The sequence below is a fragment of the Streptomyces sp. NBC_00425 genome, from assembly GCF_036030735.1.
GTDB lineage: Bacteria > Actinomycetota > Actinomycetes > Streptomycetales > Streptomycetaceae > Streptomyces.
Genome location: NZ_CP107928.1, coordinates 7,052,210 through 7,071,864 on the forward strand (window position 1 = coordinate 7,052,210; position 19,655 = coordinate 7,071,864).

Annotated in this window: 18 protein-coding genes; 13 read left to right on the forward strand and 5 right to left on the reverse strand. The window is 73.0% G+C overall.

Annotated elements, in window-relative coordinates:
• The first annotated feature begins 21 nt into the window (after positions 1-21).
• Positions 22-1,224, forward strand: a complete 1,203-nt coding sequence (locus tag OHS82_RS30930; protein ID WP_328435016.1) for a hypothetical protein — start codon at positions 22-24, stop codon at positions 1,222-1,224.
• A 130-nt stretch (positions 1,225-1,354) separates the two neighbouring features.
• Here OHS82_RS30930 and OHS82_RS30935 read toward each other — a convergent pair whose 3' ends face one another.
• Positions 1,355-1,891: a PadR family transcriptional regulator gene (locus OHS82_RS30935; RefSeq protein ID WP_328435017.1), complete on the reverse strand. Its 537-nt coding sequence runs from the start codon at positions 1,889-1,891 to the stop codon at positions 1,355-1,357.
• A 120-nt stretch (positions 1,892-2,011) separates the two neighbouring features.
• On the opposite strand from OHS82_RS30935, the gene OHS82_RS30940 reads away from it, so the two are divergent.
• The gene (locus OHS82_RS30940; RefSeq protein WP_328435018.1) at positions 2,012-3,376 is read left to right on the forward strand and encodes an MATE family efflux transporter; all 1,365 of its coding nucleotides are present in this window, start codon (positions 2,012-2,014) and stop codon (positions 3,374-3,376) included.
• Here the strand turns inward: OHS82_RS30940 and OHS82_RS30945 are convergent.
• On the reverse strand, positions 3,337-4,593 hold the full coding sequence (locus OHS82_RS30945; RefSeq protein ID WP_443041033.1) for a glycosyltransferase 87 family protein: 1,257 nt from the start codon (positions 4,591-4,593) through the stop codon (positions 3,337-3,339). The two genes, OHS82_RS30940 and OHS82_RS30945, sit on opposite strands and share 40 nt — an antisense overlap.
• A gap of 122 nt (positions 4,594-4,715) precedes the next feature.
• On the opposite strand from OHS82_RS30945, the gene OHS82_RS30950 reads away from it, so the two are divergent.
• Positions 4,716-5,870, forward strand: coding sequence for a glycosyltransferase family 4 protein (locus OHS82_RS30950; RefSeq protein ID WP_328435019.1), 1,155 nt, complete (start codon positions 4,716-4,718; stop codon positions 5,868-5,870).
• Positions 5,871-6,075: 205 nt separating this feature from the next.
• Entirely contained in the window at positions 6,076-7,662 is a 1,587-nt protein-coding gene (locus tag OHS82_RS30955) for a GMC oxidoreductase (RefSeq protein WP_057579963.1), read from the forward strand.
• Between the two features lie 28 nt (positions 7,663-7,690).
• Here the strand turns inward: OHS82_RS30955 and OHS82_RS30960 are convergent, their stop codons facing one another.
• Positions 7,691-9,487: an AMP-dependent synthetase/ligase gene (locus OHS82_RS30960; protein ID WP_328435020.1), complete on the reverse strand. Its 1,797-nt coding sequence runs from the start codon at positions 9,485-9,487 to the stop codon at positions 7,691-7,693.
• A gap of 365 nt (positions 9,488-9,852) precedes the next feature.
• On the opposite strand from OHS82_RS30960, the gene OHS82_RS30965 reads away from it, so the two are divergent.
• The 6 genes from OHS82_RS30965 to OHS82_RS30990 all read left to right on the forward strand — a co-directional run bounded on the left by OHS82_RS30965 (position 9,853) and on the right by OHS82_RS30990 (position 14,901).
• Positions 9,853-10,608 carry a metallophosphoesterase family protein gene (locus tag OHS82_RS30965; RefSeq protein ID WP_057579968.1) on the forward strand — a complete coding sequence of 252 codons (756 nt, stop codon included), beginning with the start codon at positions 9,853-9,855 and terminating at the stop codon, positions 10,606-10,608.
• A gap of 80 nt (positions 10,609-10,688) precedes the next feature.
• Positions 10,689-11,132 (forward strand): SRPBCC family protein, encoded by a 444-nt coding sequence (locus OHS82_RS30970; protein WP_057579970.1) that lies wholly within the window; start codon positions 10,689-10,691, stop codon positions 11,130-11,132.
• Between the two features lie 127 nt (positions 11,133-11,259).
• Positions 11,260-12,435, forward strand: a complete 1,176-nt coding sequence (locus OHS82_RS30975; protein WP_328435021.1) for an ArsA family ATPase — start codon at positions 11,260-11,262, stop codon at positions 12,433-12,435.
• A gap of 81 nt (positions 12,436-12,516) precedes the next feature.
• Positions 12,517-13,032 carry a DUF5304 domain-containing protein gene (locus OHS82_RS30980; protein WP_057579974.1) on the forward strand — a complete coding sequence of 172 codons (516 nt, stop codon included), beginning with the start codon at positions 12,517-12,519 and terminating at the stop codon, positions 13,030-13,032.
• A 67-nt stretch (positions 13,033-13,099) separates the two neighbouring features.
• The gene (locus OHS82_RS30985) at positions 13,100-14,053 is read left to right on the forward strand and encodes an ROK family glucokinase (RefSeq protein WP_057579976.1); all 954 of its coding nucleotides are present in this window, start codon (positions 13,100-13,102) and stop codon (positions 14,051-14,053) included.
• 92 nt (positions 14,054-14,145) lie between these two features.
• Positions 14,146-14,901, forward strand: coding sequence for an endonuclease/exonuclease/phosphatase family protein (locus tag OHS82_RS30990; RefSeq protein WP_057579978.1), 756 nt, complete (start codon positions 14,146-14,148; stop codon positions 14,899-14,901).
• Positions 14,902-15,219: 318 nt separating this feature from the next.
• Here the strand turns inward: OHS82_RS30990 and OHS82_RS30995 are convergent, their stop codons facing one another.
• Positions 15,220-15,858 (reverse strand): hypothetical protein, encoded by a 639-nt coding sequence (locus tag OHS82_RS30995; protein WP_057579979.1) that lies wholly within the window; start codon positions 15,856-15,858, stop codon positions 15,220-15,222.
• Entirely contained in the window at positions 15,851-16,630 is a 780-nt protein-coding gene (locus OHS82_RS31000; protein ID WP_057579981.1) for an alpha/beta hydrolase, read from the reverse strand. Before OHS82_RS31000 ends, OHS82_RS30995 begins: the two co-directional genes overlap by 8 nt.
• A gap of 158 nt (positions 16,631-16,788) precedes the next feature.
• On the opposite strand from OHS82_RS31000, the gene OHS82_RS31005 reads away from it, so the two are divergent.
• The 3 genes from OHS82_RS31005 to OHS82_RS31015 are packed head-to-tail and all read left to right on the forward strand — an operon-like array spanning position 16,789 to position 19,611.
• Positions 16,789-17,652, forward strand: coding sequence for a lysophospholipid acyltransferase family protein (locus OHS82_RS31005; protein WP_328435022.1), 864 nt, complete (start codon positions 16,789-16,791; stop codon positions 17,650-17,652).
• A 40-nt stretch (positions 17,653-17,692) separates the two neighbouring features.
• Positions 17,693-18,919, forward strand: coding sequence for a MacS family sensor histidine kinase (macS, locus tag OHS82_RS31010; protein ID WP_057579985.1), 1,227 nt, complete (start codon positions 17,693-17,695; stop codon positions 18,917-18,919).
• Entirely contained in the window at positions 18,916-19,611 is a 696-nt protein-coding gene (locus OHS82_RS31015) for a response regulator (protein WP_057579986.1), read from the forward strand. Before macS ends, OHS82_RS31015 begins: the two co-directional genes overlap by 4 nt.
• Positions 19,612-19,655 lie beyond the last annotated feature (44 nt).

The window sequence follows — 19,655 nt, forward strand, 5'->3', positions numbered from 1 at the left end:
TGCCGCCGTACGATCGGGAGAATGGCTGGTCGAAGGCGGGCGCGCGGCGCCGGGGTGCGCGGGCTCTGCCTGCTGCTGGCCCCGCTGTTCGTCGGGTTGGTCGCCTGCGGCGGGCGCGCCGGACCGGACCATGCGCGGGCCGACGTCCAGCGGGTCCTGGACCGGCGGGCCGCCGCGGTCCTCGGACATGACGCGCGTGCCTACGCGGCCACCGGGACCGCGACCGGGTACGCCTCGCTGCGGGCCGTGCCGCTGGCGGCCTGGTCCTACCGGGTGACGGCCCTGCACCGCGCCGGGGACGCCGCCACCGCCGACGCCGAGCTCAGCTACCGGGTGGCGGGCTACGACCGGGCGCCGGTGACCGTGGGCCGTACCCTGCGCCTGGCCCGCGACGGCTCCGGGCGGTGGTCGGTGGCTTCGGAGAAGCCCGCCGGGAAGGCCGCCCAGCAACTCTGGGACCAGGGCGCGGTGCGCGTCGTGCGGGGCGCGCACAGCCTGGTGCTGGGGGTCGGTCAGACCGACGAGCGGCTGCGGGCCTTCGCCGGGCTGGCCGACGACGCCGTCCCCGAGGTCTCGGCCGCGTGGGGCACCGACTGGGCCGGGCACGTCGTCGTCCTCGTGCCGAAGTCGCTGGACGGCATGGCGGCGCTGCTCGGCTCGCCGGCCTCCTCCTACCGGGGGATAGCCGCGGTCACGACCGGCGAGACGGGCGGCGGCGCCAAGGCGCCCGCGGACCGGGTCATCGTCAACCCCGACGCGTACGCCATGCTCGGCCGGGTCGGCCGCCAGGTGGTCCTCACCCATGAGACGACGCACGTCGCGACGCGCGCCCACACCAACGCCGCCACCCCGCTGTGGCTGTCCGAGGGGTACGCCGACTGGGTCGGCTACCGCGACACCGGCCGCACGCCCGCCGAGGCCGCGCCGGAACTCCAGCGAGCCGTCACCGAGGGGAAGGCGTCGGCGGCGCTGCCCGCCGACGGCGACTTCGGCTTCACGGGCGACACCGAGCGGCTGGCCACGGCCTACGAGGGCGGCTGGCTGGCCTGCCGCATGGTCGCCGATCGGTGGGGCGAGGTGAGACTCGACGCCTTCTACCGGGCGGTGGGGGCGCACGGGAAGCGGTCGGGGGCGGTGGAGAGCGCGCTGCGCAGCACGCTCGGCGTCACCCTGGCGGAGTTCACGGCGGACTGGCAGGCCTACCTGAAGTCGCAGCTCGGCTGACCCGCGTCGGACCGGCGGGACTGCGGATCGGCGGGACTGCTGGCCGCCGGGACTGCGGATCAGTGGGACTGCGGGCCGGCGGGACTGCCCGCGGGGCCGGTTCGGCCCGGTCCGCGGCGAAGCGGCGCGGTCACCCGGGGTCCGGGCGGGTCAGTTCCGCGATCGCCTCGTGCAGCCAGTGTCGCTCCGCCCGGCCCGTGGCCCGTGCGACGCGCAGCATGCCCTGCCGGAACAGGTCGTGCGCCTGTTCCGCCCGGACGGGCTCGCCGTCGTCGTAGAAGAAGCTCGTCGGCGTCTGCAGGAAGTCCAGGCGGCGCTGCAGGACGGCGGCCTGTTCCAGGCGGTCGGGCAGGTGCCGCAGGAACGCCAGGACGGTGTTGAAGCGGACCTGGTCGGTGATCTCGGCCTGTTTCGGCCGCCGCAGGCGTTCCAGCAGGTCTGCGCGGCCCTGCTCGGTGAGGGTCAGGACCCGGCGGGGGGCCGCGCTCGCGCCGTCCTCGGTGTGCTGGTCGAGCGTGCCGGCGGCGACGAGCCGGTTGATCGCCGGGTAGAGGGCGCCGTCGCTGACCGGGCGGACGTGGCCGGTCAGGGCCTTGATGCGCTCCTTCAACTCGTACCCGTGCAGGGGCTCCTCGGCGAGGAACCCGAGGATCGACAGCTCGAGCATGACACTCCTTGCGGTCTCGGCGTCCCCATGTTACCTCTTATCGAGCTACCTCGATTAGAGGTATCCCGGCATCTCGATCAGGGTCGCGCGCCGGGGCGGCCCGTCCCAGGGGGATCCGTCATGGACAGCCATCGCAGACGACTCGTCTCGCTCGCCCACCCGGTCTACCTGTCCCTGCTGGCCTCCGTGGCCGCCGGGATCATCAACACGTTCTGGGTGTCCCGCCTCGGCGGGCCGGCGGTCGCCGCCGTCGCGGTCGCGACCAACGCCGAGAACGTGCTGCTCGGCGTCGCGCTGGTGTTCGCCTCGGGGACGACGGTGCTGGTCGCGCATGCCCGAGGGGCGCGGGACCCGGCGGCGGTGCGCGCGGCGGTCCGGGGCGGCTGGGCGCTGTGCGCGGCGATCACCCCCGTGGTCGCGGCCGGCGGCTTCCTGCTGCGCGAGCCGCTGTCCCGGCTGGTCCTCGGCGGGGACGGCGGCCCGGCCCTCCCGCTCGCCGTCTCCTACTTCGCCGTCTCGATGCCGGGCATCGCCGTCTTCTTCGCCCAGCAGCTCGTGGACGGCATCCTCAAGGGCGCGGGCGACACCAGGACCCCGATGCGGCTGGCCCTGCTGGCGAACGGCCTCATCCTGCTCTGCGACCCGCTGTTCATCCACCTGTACGGCGTCCCGGGCGCCGCCGCCTCCACGGTGGCGTGCCGGGCCGTCGCCCTCGGAACCGGGCTGCTCGCCCTGCGCCGCGCCCCCCTGCCGAGGGAGGCCGCCGGCGCCCCGCCCGCCCTCGGCGTCGCCGCCTCCCTGCGGCGGACGCTGACCACCGGGCTGCCCATGTCGGCGGACTTCACCGTGCGGCAGGCCGGAACGCTGGCCCTGGTGGCGGTCGTGGCGAGGCTCGGAGTGACGGCGGTGGCCGCCTACGCGATCGCCTACAAGGTGCTGTACGTGGCGACCATGGCGTTCTACGCGGTCCGCCAGGCGGCGTCCATCCACACCGCGCACACGCTGGGCGCGGCCGGAACGCCGGCCCTGCGCCCGGGAGCGGCCGCGACCGCGCGGGTGCGGCGGGCGATCGGGTTGCAGGCGGTGCTCGTCTCGGGCTGCGCGGGTCTCGCGGCCGCCCTGCTGCTGAGCGTGACGGCCCCCGTCGTCATGGCCGCCTTCGGCTCCGGCCCCGCGGTGGCCCATCAGGGGGTGGTCTTCCTGCGCTGCATCGGGCCCTACCTCCTGCTCATGGGCGGATTCATCGCTCTGGGCGGGGTCTTCGAGGGAAGCGGCGGTGCGCCCGTGCTGCTGCGGGTGACCGTACTGGGCGCCGCCGTCCAGCTGCCGCTGGCGTACGGGCTCTCGGAATGGGGGCTGCCCGGGGTGTGCCTGGCCCTGACGCTCGGGATGGCGGTGCAGTGCGCGGCGGTGGCCGCGGTGCTGCGGCGGGCGTGGCGGCCAGGTCAGGAGGAGACGTTGCGCTCGCCGGCGCGGGCCGTCTGACCGCCCGGGCCGCCGGAGCCGGCGGGCACGGGCGTCGGCGCCGTCGAGCGCCACAGACGTACCGCTGCGGTGAGGGCGGCGGCCACCAGCAGCCCGTTGCGCAGGACCATCAGGCAGACGCCGAGGAGGGTGCTCGCGACGACGTCCTCGAACAGGACCGGGAACTCGAGCACCGTCACCGCCGCGGCAGCCAGGACCAGGCCGGCCGGAAGGGTCATCCGGCTGTCGCGGAAGCACAGGCAGACCGCCGCGAGGCCGATCAGCCACACCAGGTACTGCGGACTGATCACCCGGCTGGTGACGGTGAACAGCAGCACCGCCGTGAAGGCCGCCTCGGCGAGCGGACGCGGTCCGAGGCACCTCGCGGTCAGCCGGCTCCGCCACCGCCACAGCAGCAGCCAGCCCGACGCGAGCACTGTGAGCCCCAGCGCCACGTCGTTCACCACGTCCACGTACGGCCCGGTGAACTCCAGCGAGCCGTAGCGGAACAGCACCTCGCCCGGCCAGCCGAACCGCCGCGCGACATGGAGGACGAGAGCGCCCACGGACTCCACCTCGGTGCCCCGGTCGCGCTGGAAGGCGAGGAATCCGAAGGCGCCGGGCATGGCCAGCGCGAACAGGGCGGACAGCGCGAGGGCCGTCACCGCCGCCGCGCCCCAGGCCCGCCTGCGCACGGCGCCCGCCAGCAGCAGCACCGGCCAGACCTTGAGCAGCGCCGCGAAGCCCGTCAGCGCACCCATCACGGCGGGCCGCCGTACGCCGGCCACCAGCGCGCCGACCGCGACCGCCGTCACCATCACGTCGTAGCGGGAGTACAGGGTCGGGCCGAGCAGCGCGGCGCCCGCCGTCCACAGCCAGGCGCCGCGCAGCGACCGGCCGGGGCGCAGACCCGTGTGCAGCAGGAGCATGAGGACGGCGAGGTCGGCGAGGAAGGCCAGCACGAAGAACGCCGACGCGTAGTCGAGGAAGGGCAGCAGGCCCGGGGAGAGGATCGCGAGGGCGGCGGCGGGCGGGTACTGCCAGGTGACGTCGGCCGCCGGGAACGCGCCGCCGCGCAAGCCCTCGTACCAGTCCCGGTAGGTGGCCCAGACGTCGCTGGTGACGTCGGGGCCGGGGAACTCGAGGACCTTGAAGACGAAGAGCAGCAGGACGAGCCGGGTCATGCCCCAGGTCGTCAGCAGGCCCGTCAGGGGCCGTCCCGCGTCCGTCATCTGCACCGGGAGCCGTCCGTTCCTGTTCGCCCGTCCGCTCGGGCGCCCGTGAGCGCCATGATCCCCCCGCGGGCTGTCGAGCGCGGCCGGACGCGGCGGTGAACAGCGTTTGGATAGGGTCGGCTGCGATGCACAAGACCCTGATCGTGACGAACGACTTCCCGCCCCGCCCGGGCGGCATCCAGGCGTTCCTGCACAACATGGCGCTCCGCCTCGACCCCGACCGCCTCGTCGTCTACGCGTCGACCTGGAAGCGCTCCCGCGAGGGCGTCGAGGCGACGGCCGCCTTCGACGCGGAGCAGCCCTTCACCGTCGTCCGGGACTCCACGACGATGCTCCTGCCGACGCCCGGAGCGACCCGTCGGGCCGCCGGGCTGCTGCGGGAGCACGGCTGCACCTCGGTGTGGTTCGGGGCGGCCGCGCCGCTCGGGCTGATGGCGCCGGCGCTGCGCAGGGCGGGCGCCGAGCGGCTGGTGGCCACCACCCACGGGCACGAGGCCGGATGGGCGCAGTTGCCCGCCGCCCGGCAGCTGCTGGGCCGGATCGGCGAGGCCACGGACACGATCACCTACCTGGGCGAGTACACCCGCTCGCGGATCGCGACGGCGCTGAGCGCCGAGGCGGCCGGGCGGATGACGCAGCTGCCGCCGGGCGTCGACGAGAAGACCTTCCACCCGGGCTCGGGCGGCGACGAGGTCCGTGCGCGGCTCGGGCTGACCGACCGGCCGGTGGTGGTGTGCGTCTCGCGGCTGGTGCCGCGCAAGGGCCAGGACACGCTGATCCTGGCCATGCCCCGGATCCTGGCCGCCCAGCCGGACGCCGTGCTGCTGGTCGTCGGGGGCGGTCCCTACGAGAAGGACCTGCGCCGGCTCGCGCGCGAGACGGGAGTCGCGGGCTCGGTCCGCTTCACGGGCTCTGTGCCCTGGTCCGAGCTGCCCGCCCACTACGGCGCCGGGGACGTGTTCGCGATGCCGTGCCGGACGCGGCGTGGCGGCCTCGACGTCGAAGGCCTCGGAATCGTCTACCTGGAGGCCTCGGCTACCGGACTGCCCGTCGTCGCCGGCGACTCCGGGGGCGCGCCCGACGCGGTGCTCGACGGGGAGACGGGCTGGGTGGTGCGCGGCGGCTCGCCGGCCGAGGCCGCCGAACGGATCGTCGTCCTGCTCGGGGACGCCGAGCTGCGCCGCCGGATGGGGGAGCGCGGGCGGCAGTGGGTGGAGGAGCGATGGCGCTGGGACCTGCTGGCGGAGAAGCTGCGGACCCTCCTCGTCGACCCGGCGTAGGGCGCGTCCGCGGAGGTTTCGCCCGGCGACGCCACTGTGCGGACCGTCCCGGATCGTTCGCTCGGGACCGTCTCTGCTCGGTTTTTTCCGACCTGTCCCATCTTTGCCCTCCGCGGCACTAGCCGGACGGCGGCAATCCGCCGATGCTGCGCACATGACAGCCAAACTGATGCAGCGTCAGCTGACGAGACGTCAAATCCTTGGTATGGCCGCCCTGCAGACGGCGGCCACCCTCGGCTTCACCCGCGTGGGCCTGCAGTCGGCCCGCGCCGACGAGCCCGCAGCGGTCGAATCCGCCCCGGCGATCATCGTCGGCTCCGGTTACGGCGCCGCCGTCGCCGCCCTCCGACTGGGCCAGGCCGGCATCCGCACCCTCGTCCTCGAGATGGGCCGGCTGTGGAACACGGCCGGCGCCGACGGCAAAGTGTTCTGCAACACCGCCTCCCCCGACCAGCGGTCCATGTGGTTCCGCACCCGCACCGAGGCGCCCCTCGCCACCTTCCTGTGGCTGGACCTCGTCAACAAGGACATCGCCCGCTACCCCGGTGTCCTGGACCGCGTGCACTTCGACGACATGTCCGTCTTCGTGGGCCGGGGCGTCGGCGGCGGCTCCCTGGTCAACGGCTCGATGGCGGTCACTCCGCTGCAGTCCTACTTCGCCGAGCAGTTCCCCACCGTGGACGCGGCGGAGATGTACGCGACGTACTTCCCGCGCGCCCGCGCCATGCTCGGCGTCAACACCGTGGACCCCGCCTGGTTCGAGTCGACCGAGTGGTACCGGTTCAGCCGGGTCTCCCGCAAGCACGCGGCGAAAGCCGGGCTGAAGACCACGTTCGTGCCCAGCGTCTACGACTTCGACTACATGCAGCGCGAGGCGGCGGGCACCGCCGTGAAGTCCGCGCTCGGCCAGGAGGTCATCTACGGCAACAACCACGGCAAGCGCAGCCTCGACAAGACGTACCTGGCGTCCGCGCTCGGCACCGGCAACGTCACGATCCACACCATGGAGAAGGTGCGCGCGGTCAGCCGGGCGAACGACGGGACGTACGTCCTGACCGCCGACCGCATCGACGACACGGGCCGGATCGTCGAGACCAAGCAGTACGGCTGCACCTATCTCTTCCTCGGCGCCGGCAGCCTCGGCACCAGCGAACTCCTCGTCCGCGCCCGGGAGACCGGCACGCTGCCCGCGCTGAACGCGAGCGTCGGGGCGGGCTGGGGAACCAACGGCAACGTCATGCTCGGCCGGGCCAACCACCTGTGGGACACCGTCGGGGCCAACCAGTCGACCATGCCGGTCATGGGCATCGACGACTGGGCGAACGCCGCCAACCCCGTCTTCGCCGAGATCGCCCCGCTGCCCACGGGGCTGGAACACTGGGTCAGCCTCTATCTGGCGATCACCAAGAACCCGCAGCGGGCCTCCTTCACGTACGACGCCGCGTCCGGCGGGGTGAAGCTCGGCTGGAGCGCCGCACAGAGCGCGGTCTCGGTGGCCATGGCGAAGAAACTGTTCGACCGGGTCAACGCGGCGAACGCCACGATCTACCGCTACGACCTGTTCGGCACGTCCAACAAGGTCTTCGCCGACGACTTCACCTACCACCCGCTCGGCGGCTGCGTGCTGGGGAAGGCGACCGACGACTACGGCCGGGTGAAGGGCTACTCGAAGCTGTACGTCACCGACGGGTCGCTGGTGCCCGGCAACATCGGGGTGAACCCGTTCGTCACCATCACCGCGCTCGCCGAACGCACGATGGCGCGGGTCCTCGTTGAGGACGCCGCGCCATGACACCCCACCAGGAGGTGCGCCGAGCACGTCACTTGGCGTAGATCGCCTCGATCTCGCCCGCGTAGTCCTTCGCCACCACGTTGCGCTTGAGCTTCAGCGACGGCGTGAGGTGGCCCGAGTCCTCCGTGAACTGGGAGGAGAGAATGCGGAACTTCCGCACCGATTCCGCTTTCGAGACCGCGGCGTTGCCGTCGTCGATCGCCGACTGGACGGCGGCCTGAAGGTCGGCGTCATCGCGCAGCGACGCCGCGGTCGAGCCCGCCGGCTTGCCGTGATCGGAGGCCCAACGGCCCAGGAACTCCTCGTCGATGGTGATCAGCGCGCCCACGAACGGCCGCCCGTCGCCCACCACCATGCACTCCGCGACCAGCGCGTGCGCCCGGATGCGGTCCTCGATCACGGCAGGCGCGACGTTCTTGCCGCCCGCGGTGACGATGATCTCCTTCTTGCGGCCGGTGATCGCGAGGTAGCCGTCCTCGTCAAGGGTGCCGATGTCACCCGTGTGGAACCAGCCGTCGGCCAGCGCCTCCGCGGTGGCGCCCGGGTTGTTCCAGTACTCCTTGAACAGGTGCTCGCCGTGCAGCAGCACCTCGCCGTCGTCCGCGATCCGCACGACCGAGCCGGGCAGCGGCTGGCCGACCGTGCCGATCTTCTGACGGTCCCACGGGTTGAAGGCGGTCGCGGCGCAGGACTCCGTGAGGCCGTAGCCCTCCAGGACGGTGAAGCCGATGCCGCGGAAGAAGTGACCGAGGCGCTCGCCCAGCGGGGCGCCGCCGGAGATCGCGTACTCGCCCCTGCCGCCGAGCACCGCGCGCAGCTTGCTGTAGACGAGCCGGTCGAAGACCTTGTGCTTGATCTTCAGCTTCAGCGGCGGGCCGGCCGGCAGCTCCAGGGCCCTGCTGTAGGCGATCGCGGTGTCCGCCGCCTTGTCGAAGATCGCGCCCTTGCCGTCCGCCTGCGCCTTGGCGCGCGCGGAGTTGTAGACCTTCTCGAAGACCCGCGGCACGCCCAGGATCAGCGTCGGGCGGAAGGACGCCAGCTCGTCGGTGAGGTTCTTGATGTCCGGGACGGTGCCGAGCTTGATCGGCGCCATCATCGGGGCGATCTGCACCAGTCGGCCGAAGACGTGCGCGAGGGGCAGGAACAGCAGGACGCTGCACTCGCCGGTGCGGAACAGCGGCCGCAGTCGCTCCACGACGTTCCCGCACTCGGCGAAGAAGCTGCGGTGGGTGAGCACACAGCCCTTGGGCCGGCCGGTCGTGCCGGAGGTGTAGACGATGGTCGCCGGGTCGTCGGCCTTGGCCAGCGAGCTGCGCTCCTCGACGGCCTCGTCCGAGACGTCCCTGCCGAGCCGCCCGAGCTCCTCGACGCCGCCGGCCTCGATCTGCCAGACGTGCTTCAGCGCGGGCAGCGACTCGCGCACCGACTCCACGGCCGCCGCGTGGGCGTCCAGCTCGACGACGACGGCCGTCGCCCCGGAGTCCGAGAGGATCCACTGCACCTGCTCCGGGGAGCTGGTCTCGTACACCGGGACGGTGACCGCGCCCGCGCACCAGATCGCGAAGTCGAGCAGCGTCCACTCGTAGCGGGTGCGCGACATCAGGCCCACCCGGTCGCCGGGCTGGACGCCGGAGGCGATGAGACCCTTGGCGGCGGCGTGCACCTCGGCGAGGAACGCCGTGGCCGTCACGTCCTGCCAGACGCCGTCCACCTTGCGGGCGATGACGGCGACCTCGGGGTGCTGCGCGGCGTTTCTGCGGACGATGTCGGTCAGATTGCCGTCCGCAGGGACCTCGTACAAAGCCGGAAGGCTGAACTCGCGCAAGACTGCTGCTCCTCATAGGGCGCCGGCGCCACGACGTTGTGCGATGCGACGATGCGGTCCATGGCTCGGGCATGCGCTCAGATGTCTCGGCGGAATCTCCGTGGCCGGAATCTCCGTGGTTGAAAACCTGAGCACAACTGGACTGCCCGGACGTTACCCGTCGGTATGGCCTCTTCGACAGGGGGGTCCGACGAGATGTTCGCTGCGTCACACAGATTGGTGTCTACCGGGCGACAGTAGTCCACCACTTTACTGACTGGCCAGTAACCGGTATCCGGGCCGCCACTGTTCACATATGCCGCACACGCCTACCCTTGATCGACATGGCATCCACACCGCCCGAGAACCGCCGGACACGCATCCACGTGGTCAGCGACGTGCACGGCAACGCGCGCGATCTCGCCCGCGCCGGAGAGGGCGCGGACGCGCTGATCTGCCTGGGCGACCTCGTCCTGTTCCTGGACTACGCCGACCACTCCCGCGGGATCTTCCCCGACCTGTTCGGCGTGGAGAACGCCGACCGTCTCGTCGAGCTGCGCACCGCCCGCCGCTTCGAGGAGGCCCGCGAGCTCGGCGGCCGGCTGTGGGCCGGCGTCGGCGGCGACCGGGCCGCGCTGATCGAGAAGGCGGTCCGCAAGCAGTACGGCGAGATGTTCCCGGCGTTCCCGACCCCGACCTACGCCACCTACGGCAACGTCGACATGCCGCAGCTGTGGCCCGAGTTCGCCGGACCCGGCACGACCGTCCTCGACGGGCAGCGGGCGGAGATCGGCGGACGCGTCTTCGGCTTCGTGGGCGGCGGCCTGAGGACGCCGATGCGCACCCCCTACGAGATCAGCGACGAGGAGTACGCCGCCAAGATCGAGGCCGTCGGCGAAGTGGACGTGCTGTGCACCCACATCCCGCCGGAGGTGCCGGAACTCGTCTACGACACCGTGGCCCGCCGCTTCGAACGGGGCAGCCGCGCCCTGCTCGACGCGATCCGCCGCACCCGCCCCCGCTACTCCCTGTTCGGCCATGTCCACCAGCCGCTCGCCCGCCGGATGCGGATCGGGGCCACCGAGTGCGTGAACGTCGGCCACTTCGCGGGCAGCGGGAAGCCCTGGGCGCTGGAGTGGTGAACTCGCCCGGCGGGCCGCGCGGTAGCCTTCACGCTGCACCCACGTACCTTTACGGGCCCGTATCCCAAGGAGCCACGGCGATGGCGGAACACACCAGCTCGAGCATCACGATCGAGGCGGCACCGGCCGACGTCATGGCGGTGATCGCCGACTTCGCCCGCTACCCCGACTGGACCGGAGAGGTGAAGCAGGCCGAGGTCCTCAAGGAGGACGGCCAGGGCCGCGCCGAACAGGTCCGTCTGGTCATGGACGCCGGCGCGATCAAGGACGACCAGGTCCTCGGCTACACCTGGACCGGCGAGCACGAGGTGTCCTGGACGCTGGTGAAGTCCCAGATGCTGCGCCAGCTCGACGGCTCCTACCTCCTCAAGCCGGCCGGCGCCGGCGGCACCCAGGTCACCTACCGGCTGACCGTGGACGTCAAGATCCCCATGCTGGGCATGATCAAGCGCAAGGCGGAGAAGGTCATCATCGACCGCGCGCTGGCGGGCCTGAAGAAGCGCGTGGAGTCGGGCGAGAAGTAGGCGGTCCCCGCCTCGGGCACGTTCGCCGTCGGCCTGTCCTGCGATCGAGGACGAGGCCCCTGACGGGCCGGGGCGGGGGTTCCGGGGCGCAGCCCCCAGGGCGCCACGACAGGTACCGTTCCCCACCATGCGCACCCTCCTGATCACCGGCCCCGGCGGCAGCGGCCGTACGACGATCGCGGCCGCCACCGCTCACCACGCAGCCGCCGGAGGCATCCGCACCCTCGTCCTCAGCGCCGACCGCTCCGACACCCTCGGCGCGGCGCTCGGGACGCGGACCGGGCCGAGCCCCGTACGGGTCGCCCCCGGCCTCACCGCCTGGCGTCCCGACGCGGCCGCCGGCTTCCGCGACGACCTCACCGGCTTCCAGGACCGCGCCGCCACCCTCCTCGACCTGGTCGGCGCCTCCCGGCTCGACCCGGAGGAGGTCACCCCGCTGCCCGGCGCCGAGGAACTGACCCTGCTGCGCGCACTGCGGGACGCCGCCCTCGCCGAGGCCCACGACCTCCTCGTCGTCGATCTGCCGCCCGCCCCGCAGGCCCTCGCCCTGCTGGCCCTCCCCGAGGAGCTGCGCCGCTACCTGCGCCGGCTGCTCCCACCGGAACGCCAGGCGGCCCGCGCCCTGCGCCCCATGCTCGGCCGGCTCGCCGGAGTGCCGATGCCCGCCGAGCAGCTGTACGAGACGACCGCCCGCTGGGACCTGGAGCTGGCCGCCGTCGAGGCCGTCCTCGCCGACCGCCGCACCGCCGTCCGCCTGGTCGCCGAGCCCGGACCGGCGGGCGTCGACGCCGTCCGCGAGGCCCGCCTGGGCCTCGCCTTGCGCGCCCTGCCCGTCGAGGCGCTCGTCGCCAACCGCGTGCTGCCCGAGGAGGCGGCGCACACCGGACCGCACACCGGACCGCTCACCGGGATCGCCGCCCAGCAGCACAAGGCCCTCGGCGAGTGGTCCGACGCGGCGACCGTCGCCCACCTCGGCCACGACCCCCGGGGGGCCGAGGACCTCGCCGCGCTCGCCGTCCCCGCCGTCAACCCGGCGGCCTCCCCGGTCGAGTGGCCCGTCGTCGACCGGCTCGCCCAGGACGGCGTGCTCGTCTGGCACATCCCGCTGCCCGGCGCCATACGCGAGGAACTCGACCTCGTCCGGCGCGGCGACGAACTCGTCGTCAGCGCCGGAGCGTTCCGTCGCATCGTCGCGCTGCCCTCCGTGCTGCGCCGCTGCGGGGTCGACGGCGCCGCCCTGCGCGACGGCGAGCTGTGCGTGCGCTTCGCCCCGGATCCCGGGCTGTGGCCGCGCGGACAGTGAACGGCATACCGCCGTTCGGGTAACGTCGGAGTGACGAGCCGCAGACCGGCGCCGTCCACCAGGAGTCGTCAGGAGTCCGCCATGAGCGAAGAGCGCCCCACGCCCGACGCCGCAGGGCAGCCCGCCGGGACCGAGTCCGCCGACGTGCCGCCCCGCGTGAGCGACGCCGACGCCTGGGCCACCGCCGCCGCCGAGGATCTGGCGGCGGAGAAGGCCCGCCGCCGCGCGGAGTACGGTCCGCCCCAGGGCTCGGCCGCCGAGGAGCTGCGCAAGCTCCTCGACGCCGTCGGCGACAAACTGTCCTCTCTGCAGTCCCCGCTGCTCACGGCGGTCGCCGGACCCGCCGCCCAGCAGGTCGTCCGCCAGGTCGTCCAGCAGGCCAAGGCGGCCGTGGAACCCGTGATCGAGCGCAATCCCGACGTTTTCGACCACCTCGCGGCGGCCGGAACCGAACTCCTCGCCGCCTACCGCTCCGCCGTCCAGACCCAGGAGGGCCGCTGGACGGCCGACGCGAACGACCCGCGGGACGAGCCGCCCGGACCGGGACGCGACGACGGTGACGGCACCGGTCCCGGCCAGCGCATCGACTTGGACTGAAGCCCTTCGACGGCAGGGCCTCGGGTACGGTTGACCGTAGCGGGGCTCGACCGGAACTGAGGGATTCATGGGACTCACCATCGGCGTCGACATCGGCGGCACGAAGATCGCGGCCGGCGTGGTCGACGAGGAAGGCAACATCCTCTCGACCCACCAGGTGCCGACCCCGGGCACGCCCGAGGGCATCGTGGACGCCATCGCCGCCGCCGTCGACGGCGCGCGCGTGGGGCACGCCATCGTCGGTGTGGGCATCGGCGCGGCCGGTTATGTCAACCGCCAGCGCTCGACGGTCTACTTCGCGCCCAACATCGACTGGCGCCAGGAGCCGCTGAAGGAGAAGGTCGAGGCCCGCGTGGGTCTCCCCGTGGTCGTGGAGAACGACGCCAACGCCGCCGCCTGGGGCGAGTACAAGTTCGGCGCCGGCAAGGGCCACCGCAACGTCATCTGCATCACCCTCGGCACCGGCCTCGGCGGCGGCATCATCATCGGCAACAAGCTGCGCCGGGGGCACTTCGGCGTGGCCGCCGAGTTCGGCCACATCCGGATGGTGCCGGACGGCCTGCTGTGCGGCTGCGGCTCGCAGGGCTGCTGGGAGCAGTACGCCTCCGGCCGCGCCCTGGTGCGCTACGCCAAGCAGCGCGCCAACGCCACCCCCGAGCGCGCCGAGGTGCTGCTCGGGCTCGGCGACGGCAGCCCCGACGGCATCGAGGGCAAGCACATCTCCATGGCCGCCCGGCAGGGCGACCCGGTCGCCGTGGACTCCTACCGCGAGCTCGCCCGCTGGGCCGGCGCCGGCCTCGCCGACCTGGCGTCGCTCTTCGACCCGTCCGCGTTCATCGTCGGCGGCGGGCTCTCGGACGAGGGCGACCTGGTCCTCGACCCGATCCGCAAGTCGTACAAGCGCTGGCTGGTAGGCGGCAACTGGCGCCCGGTGGCCGACGTCATCGCGGCGCAGCTCGGCAACAAGGCGGGGCTGGTCGGCGCGGCGGACCTGGCGAGGGAGCCCGACCCGATCATTTAGTCGTACCGGGCGTCTGCGTCCACACGGGGGCTGCTCGCGGCCCCCGTTCGCTTTTACGGACGTACGGGACGGGGCGGCGTATCTTGATCACCATGCCGACGACGTCGCCGCTTCCCAACTCCCGCACCGAGCCGGACGGTTCGGCCGTCATCCGGGTCCTCAGCTACAACGTCCGCTCGATGCGGGACGACACCGACGCCCTCGCGCGGGTGATCACGGCCTGCGCCCCCGACCTGGTGCTCGTCCAGGAGTCCCCGCTCTTCTTCCGCTGGCGCAAGAAGCTCGCCCGTCTCGCGGCCGCCTCCGGTCAGGTGATCCTCACCGGCGGCGGCACGGCGGCCGGTCCCGCCGTCCTGTGTTCACTGCGGGCGACCGTCGAACGCACCGAGGACGTGCTGCTGCCGCTCACCCCGGGCCAGTTCCGCCGGGGTCTGGCGACGGCCGTGGTCCGCTTCGCGGGCGCCCGCCTGGGCGTCGTCAGCTGCCATCTGGGACTGACGGCGGCCGAGCGCCGTGAGCACGGCGGCCTGCTCCTCGACCGGCTGGCCGGTCTGGGCGTGGAGCACGCGATCGTGGGCGGCGACATCAACGAAGGGCCTGAAGGCCGCACCTTCGGCCGGCTCGCGGCGGCCCTCAAGGACTGCCGCACCGCCGCCCCCTGGGGCGCCGAGCACACCTTCCCGGCCACCGGCCCGGACCGCCGCATCGACGGGATCTTCGCGACGAAGGCCGTGGAGGTGCTGGGCTGCGGGGTGCCGGCCGGACTGCCCGGCGTCACCGAGTCCGACCTGCGCGCGGCCACCGATCACCTGCCGGTGCTGGCCGCGCTGCGCGTGCCCGCGGCCTGAACTTCCGGTCGGCCTCGCCCGGCAGGGCGCCCACAGGCCGTGCGGCCTGCCTGCCCCGACGGGCGGCCGCGGACCGTCACGCCGGTCCTGTCCCGGACGGGCCGCCGCCCGCCGCGGCCCGTGCCCGACGTCCGGACTGCCGGCCCGCCGCAGGTCGGACCGCCTGACCGCCGACGACCGCAACGCCGAGGACCGAAGGGCCGGCGAGCGCAACGTGCGACTACGAGATCCGACGACCGTAATGCCGACGACCGCAATGCCGACGACGTCAGATCCGACGACGTCAGATCCGACGACGTCAGATCCGACGACCGCAGGTCAGACGACTGCCCCCCGGCCAGGGTCGCCCTCGTCCTCGTCGTCCGTGCGCATCCGCGTCACCAGCGTGGCGAAGCCGCCCAGGAAGCCGCCGATGCCGATGGTCGTCAGCCACCACGTCATCTCCCAGCCGAGCACCACCGCGAGCAGCAGCAGCACCGGGCCACCGAGCACCCCGAGCCAGGCGAACCTGGACGTGGTGTCGGCGGTGGGCAGCGGCGGCGGCTCCGGCGGGACGAAGTGGCCCTCGTCGTCCTCGTCGAAGTCGTCCTCGGCCGGTTCGGGCGACGCGTAGTCGCGTGGGCCGACGCCGGGCGCGAAGGCGACCGAACTGCCCAGCGGCTTGGCCGGTTTCTTCTCCTCGCCGGACTCCTTCGCGGGCTCCGCGCCGGTGTCCGCCCCGGCTTCCTCGTCGTTCGCCTCGACCTCGAGGAGCGCCAGGTCCTCGACCGACTTGAACGGCTTGGCGCCCGGCGGGTCCGGCGGCTCGTCGCCGTACCCCGCGACGATCGCCGCCCACGCGGCCGCCTCATCGAAGGGCACGCTCTGCTCCTCCGGCTCGCGGCCCTCCCGGGCCTCCCGGCCGTCCCGCTCGTCCCGGTTCTCCCGGTCCTCGCGGTCGGAGTCGTGCTCAGCCACCTACGGCCGTCCCTTCCTTGCCGACACTGGGCGCGATCCGGCCGATGAACGCGTAGCTCTCCTCGAAGATCCGGTCCGCATCGTGGTCCAACGTTGCCACGTGGTAGCTCTGTTCCAGCAGGATCTCGGTCACGTCCGTCGACGACACCCGGCTCAGCACCCGGGCCGAGTCGGCCGGCGGCACCACATGGTCCTGCGCGCTGTGCAGCAGCAGCAGCGGCTGGGTGACCTGCGGCAGCTCGCCGTCGACCAGCCGCAGGAAGGCGCGCAGGGAGTGCGCGGAGTGCAACGGCACCCGGTCGTACCCGCTCTCCGCGACGCCGCCCTTCGCGATGTCGCTCGTGATCCCCTTGGTCGTGCGGACGAGATGACGGGCCACCGGGAGGGCGTACGCGGACAGGCCGTGCACCTTGTTCGCCGGATTGACGACCACGACGCCGGCCACCCCCTCCCCGTGCTTCGCGGCCAGCCGCAGGGCCAGCGCGCCGCCCATGGACAGACCGACCACGAACACCGCCGCGCAGCGCCGGCGCAGGGCGTGCAACTCGCGGTCCACCTCCGCGTACCAGTCCTGCCAGCCGGTCAGAGCCATGTCCTCCCAGCGCGTGCCGTGGCCGGGCAGAAGCGGCAGCGAGACCGTCAGGCCCTGCTCGGCCAGGTACCGCGCCCACGGGCGCAGCGACTGCGGGGAACCGGTGAAGCCGTGACAGAGGAGCACTCCGACCTCCCCGCCCTCATGGCGGTACGGCTCGGCTCCAGGAAGGACCGGCACCTTCGGTCTCCTGTCTTCGTCTGTTCTTCATGGAGGGACGTGTGCTTCACCGTACGCGACCCCACTGACACCGACCAGGGCCGTCGGAGCCATTGCCACCGGCCCGGGTTAAGGTCTGTGCGACACAAACAGGAGGCAGTCGGTTGTTGTACGGCGCGATGAAGGTCGCTATCGGGGGACCCCTGCGGGTCGCCTTCAGGCCCTGGGTGGAAGGCCTGGAGAACATCCCCGCCGAGGGCGCCGCGATCCTCGCGAGCAACCACCTGTCGTTCTCCGACTCGTTCTTCCTGCCCGCGGTGCTCGACCGCAAGGTCACCTTCATCGCGAAGGCCGAGTACTTCACCACGCCCGGCGTGAAGGGCCGGCTGACGGCGGCGTTCTTCAAGGGCGTCGGCCAGCTCCCGGTGGACCGCTCCGGCGGGCGCGGCGCCGGCGAGGCCGCGATCCGCAGCGGCGTCGAGGTGCTGGAGCGCGGAGAGCTCTTCGGGATCTATCCCGAGGGCACCCGCTCGCCCGACGGCCGCCTCTACCGCGGCAAGCCGGGCGGCCTCGCGCGCGTGGCGCTCGCCAGCGGGGCGCCCGTGATCCCGGTCGCCATGATCGACACCGAGAAGATCCAGCCGCCCGGGAAGGTCCTCCCGAAGATCATGCGGCCGGGCATCCGGATCGGCGAGCCGCTGGACTTCAGCCGCTACCAGGGCATGGAGCACGACCGGTTCGTGCTGCGGGCCGTGACCGACGAGGTCATGTACGAGATCATGAAGCTCTCCGGCCAGGAGTACGTCGACATGTACGCGACCGCCGCCAAGCGGCAGATCGCGGAGGCGGCGAAGGCCGACAAGGAAGCCGAGAAGGCCGCGAAGGCGGCGCTCGCGCAGGCCGAGAAGGACCAGGCCGAGAAGGACCAGGCCGAGAAGGACCGCGCGAAGAAGGACGCGGAGCAGCCGGACGCGGAGCAGCCAGGCGCAGGGCAGCCGGACGCGGAGCAGCCGGACGCAGAACAGCGGGACTCGGAGCAGTAGGGCGAAGAGCCGTAGTCGGCGGCCCGGGGGCGGGGGACGGATGGCCAGACGCGAGAGAGTCATGAAGATGTCGGTCGAGCTGCCGCTGTGGCGTGCGCTCGCCGGCTACCGAGTGCTCACGATGCTCTACGCGGTGGGGTTCTTCGCCACCGCCTACGACGGGTTCGCCCGGCCCTGGGTCGCGGTCGCCTACTACTGCGTGCTGTTCGTCTGGACGGTGGCCACCCTGCCCAGGGTCGCGAGCGCCGCGAGCTGCACCAAGCGTTTCCTCGCCGCCGACCTCACCGTCGCGCTCACCGGCATCATGCTCACGACCGTCGCGGACAGCCACGAACGCATCCAGTCGGGCGGCCCGACGCTGCCGTCGATATGGACCGCGGGCTCGGTGCTGGCGTTCGCCATCAAGGGCGGCTGGCGCTGGGCGGCGTTCGCCTCCACGGCCGTCGCGGTGACCAACCTGGTCGAGCGCGGCACCCCGGCCCGCGACACCGTCCACAACGTCGTCCTCGTCTGGGTCGCCTCCATCGCCATCGGGTACGTCGTCGAGGTCGCCCGCGCCTCCGAGCGCACCCTCGCCCGCGCCCTGGAGATCGAGGCGACGACCCGGGAGCGGGAACGGCTCGCCCGCGACATCCACGACAGCGTGCTGCAGGTGCTCGCCATGGTGCAGCGGCGCGGCGCGGTCATCGGCGGGGAGGCTGCCGAGCTGGGCCGGATGGCCGGCGAGCAGGAGGTGGCGCTGCGCATGCTGGTCTCCGGCGGCCTCGTGCCGGTCTCCCGGGTTTCGCAGGACGCGGCGGACGGCGCCGTCGTCTACGCGGTGGAGGAGCCGGTGGAACACCCCGAGGCCGTCGACCTGCGCGCGCTGCTCGCCCCCTTCGCGGGCGCCCGGGTGAACCTCGCCGACCCCGGCGCCGCGGTGCTGCTGCCCGCGAGGGCCGCACGGGAACTGGCCGCAGCGGTCGGCGCCGCCCTGGACAACGTGCGCGCACACGCGGGGGAGGACGCCCGGGCGTGGATCCTGGTCGAGGACGAGCCGGACACGGTCGTCGTCACCGTGCGGGACGACGGGCCGGGCATCCCGGAGGGCCGGCTCGCGCAGGCCGAGGGCGAGGGAAGGCTCGGGGTCGCCCAGTCGATCCGGGGCAGGCTGCGGGACCTCGGCGGCGGCGCCGAGCTGATCTCGACGCCGGGACAGGGCACGGAGGTCGAACTGACGGTGCCGAAGGAGAAGAACGTGCAGCGGGGGAAGGCGGGACGGCGATGAGCCAGGAACACGGCGGGGCGGGAACCGGGGCTCCGATCAGGGTGATGGTGGTCGACGACCACCCCATGTGGCGCGACGCGGTCGCCCGCGACCTGGCCGAGTCGGGCCTCGACGTGGTCGCCACCGCCGGCGACGGCGAGCAGGCCGTGCGCCGCGCCAGGGCCGTCACGCCCGACGTGCTCGTGCTGGACCTGAACCTGCCCGCCAAGCCGGGCGTCCAGGTGTGCAAGGAGGTCGTCGCCGCGAACCCCGCCCTGCGGGTCCTGGTGCTGTCGGCGAGCGGCGAGCACGCCGACGTGCTGGAGGCGGTGAAGTCCGGCGCGACCGGGTATCTGCTGAAGTCGGCGTCCACCGAGGAACTGCTGGACGCCGTGCGGCGCACCGCCGCCGGCGACCCGGTGTTCACCCCGGGGCTGGCCGGCCTGGTCCTCGGCGAGTACCGCCGGCTCGCCTCCGACCCGGGTTCGGCCGCCGACAGCGACGAGCCGAACGCCCCCCGGCTCACCGACCGCGAGACCGAGGTGCTCCGGCTCGTCGCCAAGGGCCTGAGCTACAAGCAGATCGCCGAACGCCTGGTGATCTCGCATCGCACGGTCCAGAACCACGTCCAGAACACCCTGGGCAAGCTCCAGCTGCACAACCGGGTGGAACTGGTCCGGTACGCGATCGAACGGGGCCTCGACGAGGAGTGACCCGCGCGCGACACTGACTCTTCGTCAGGCAACTGCGGCGAAGG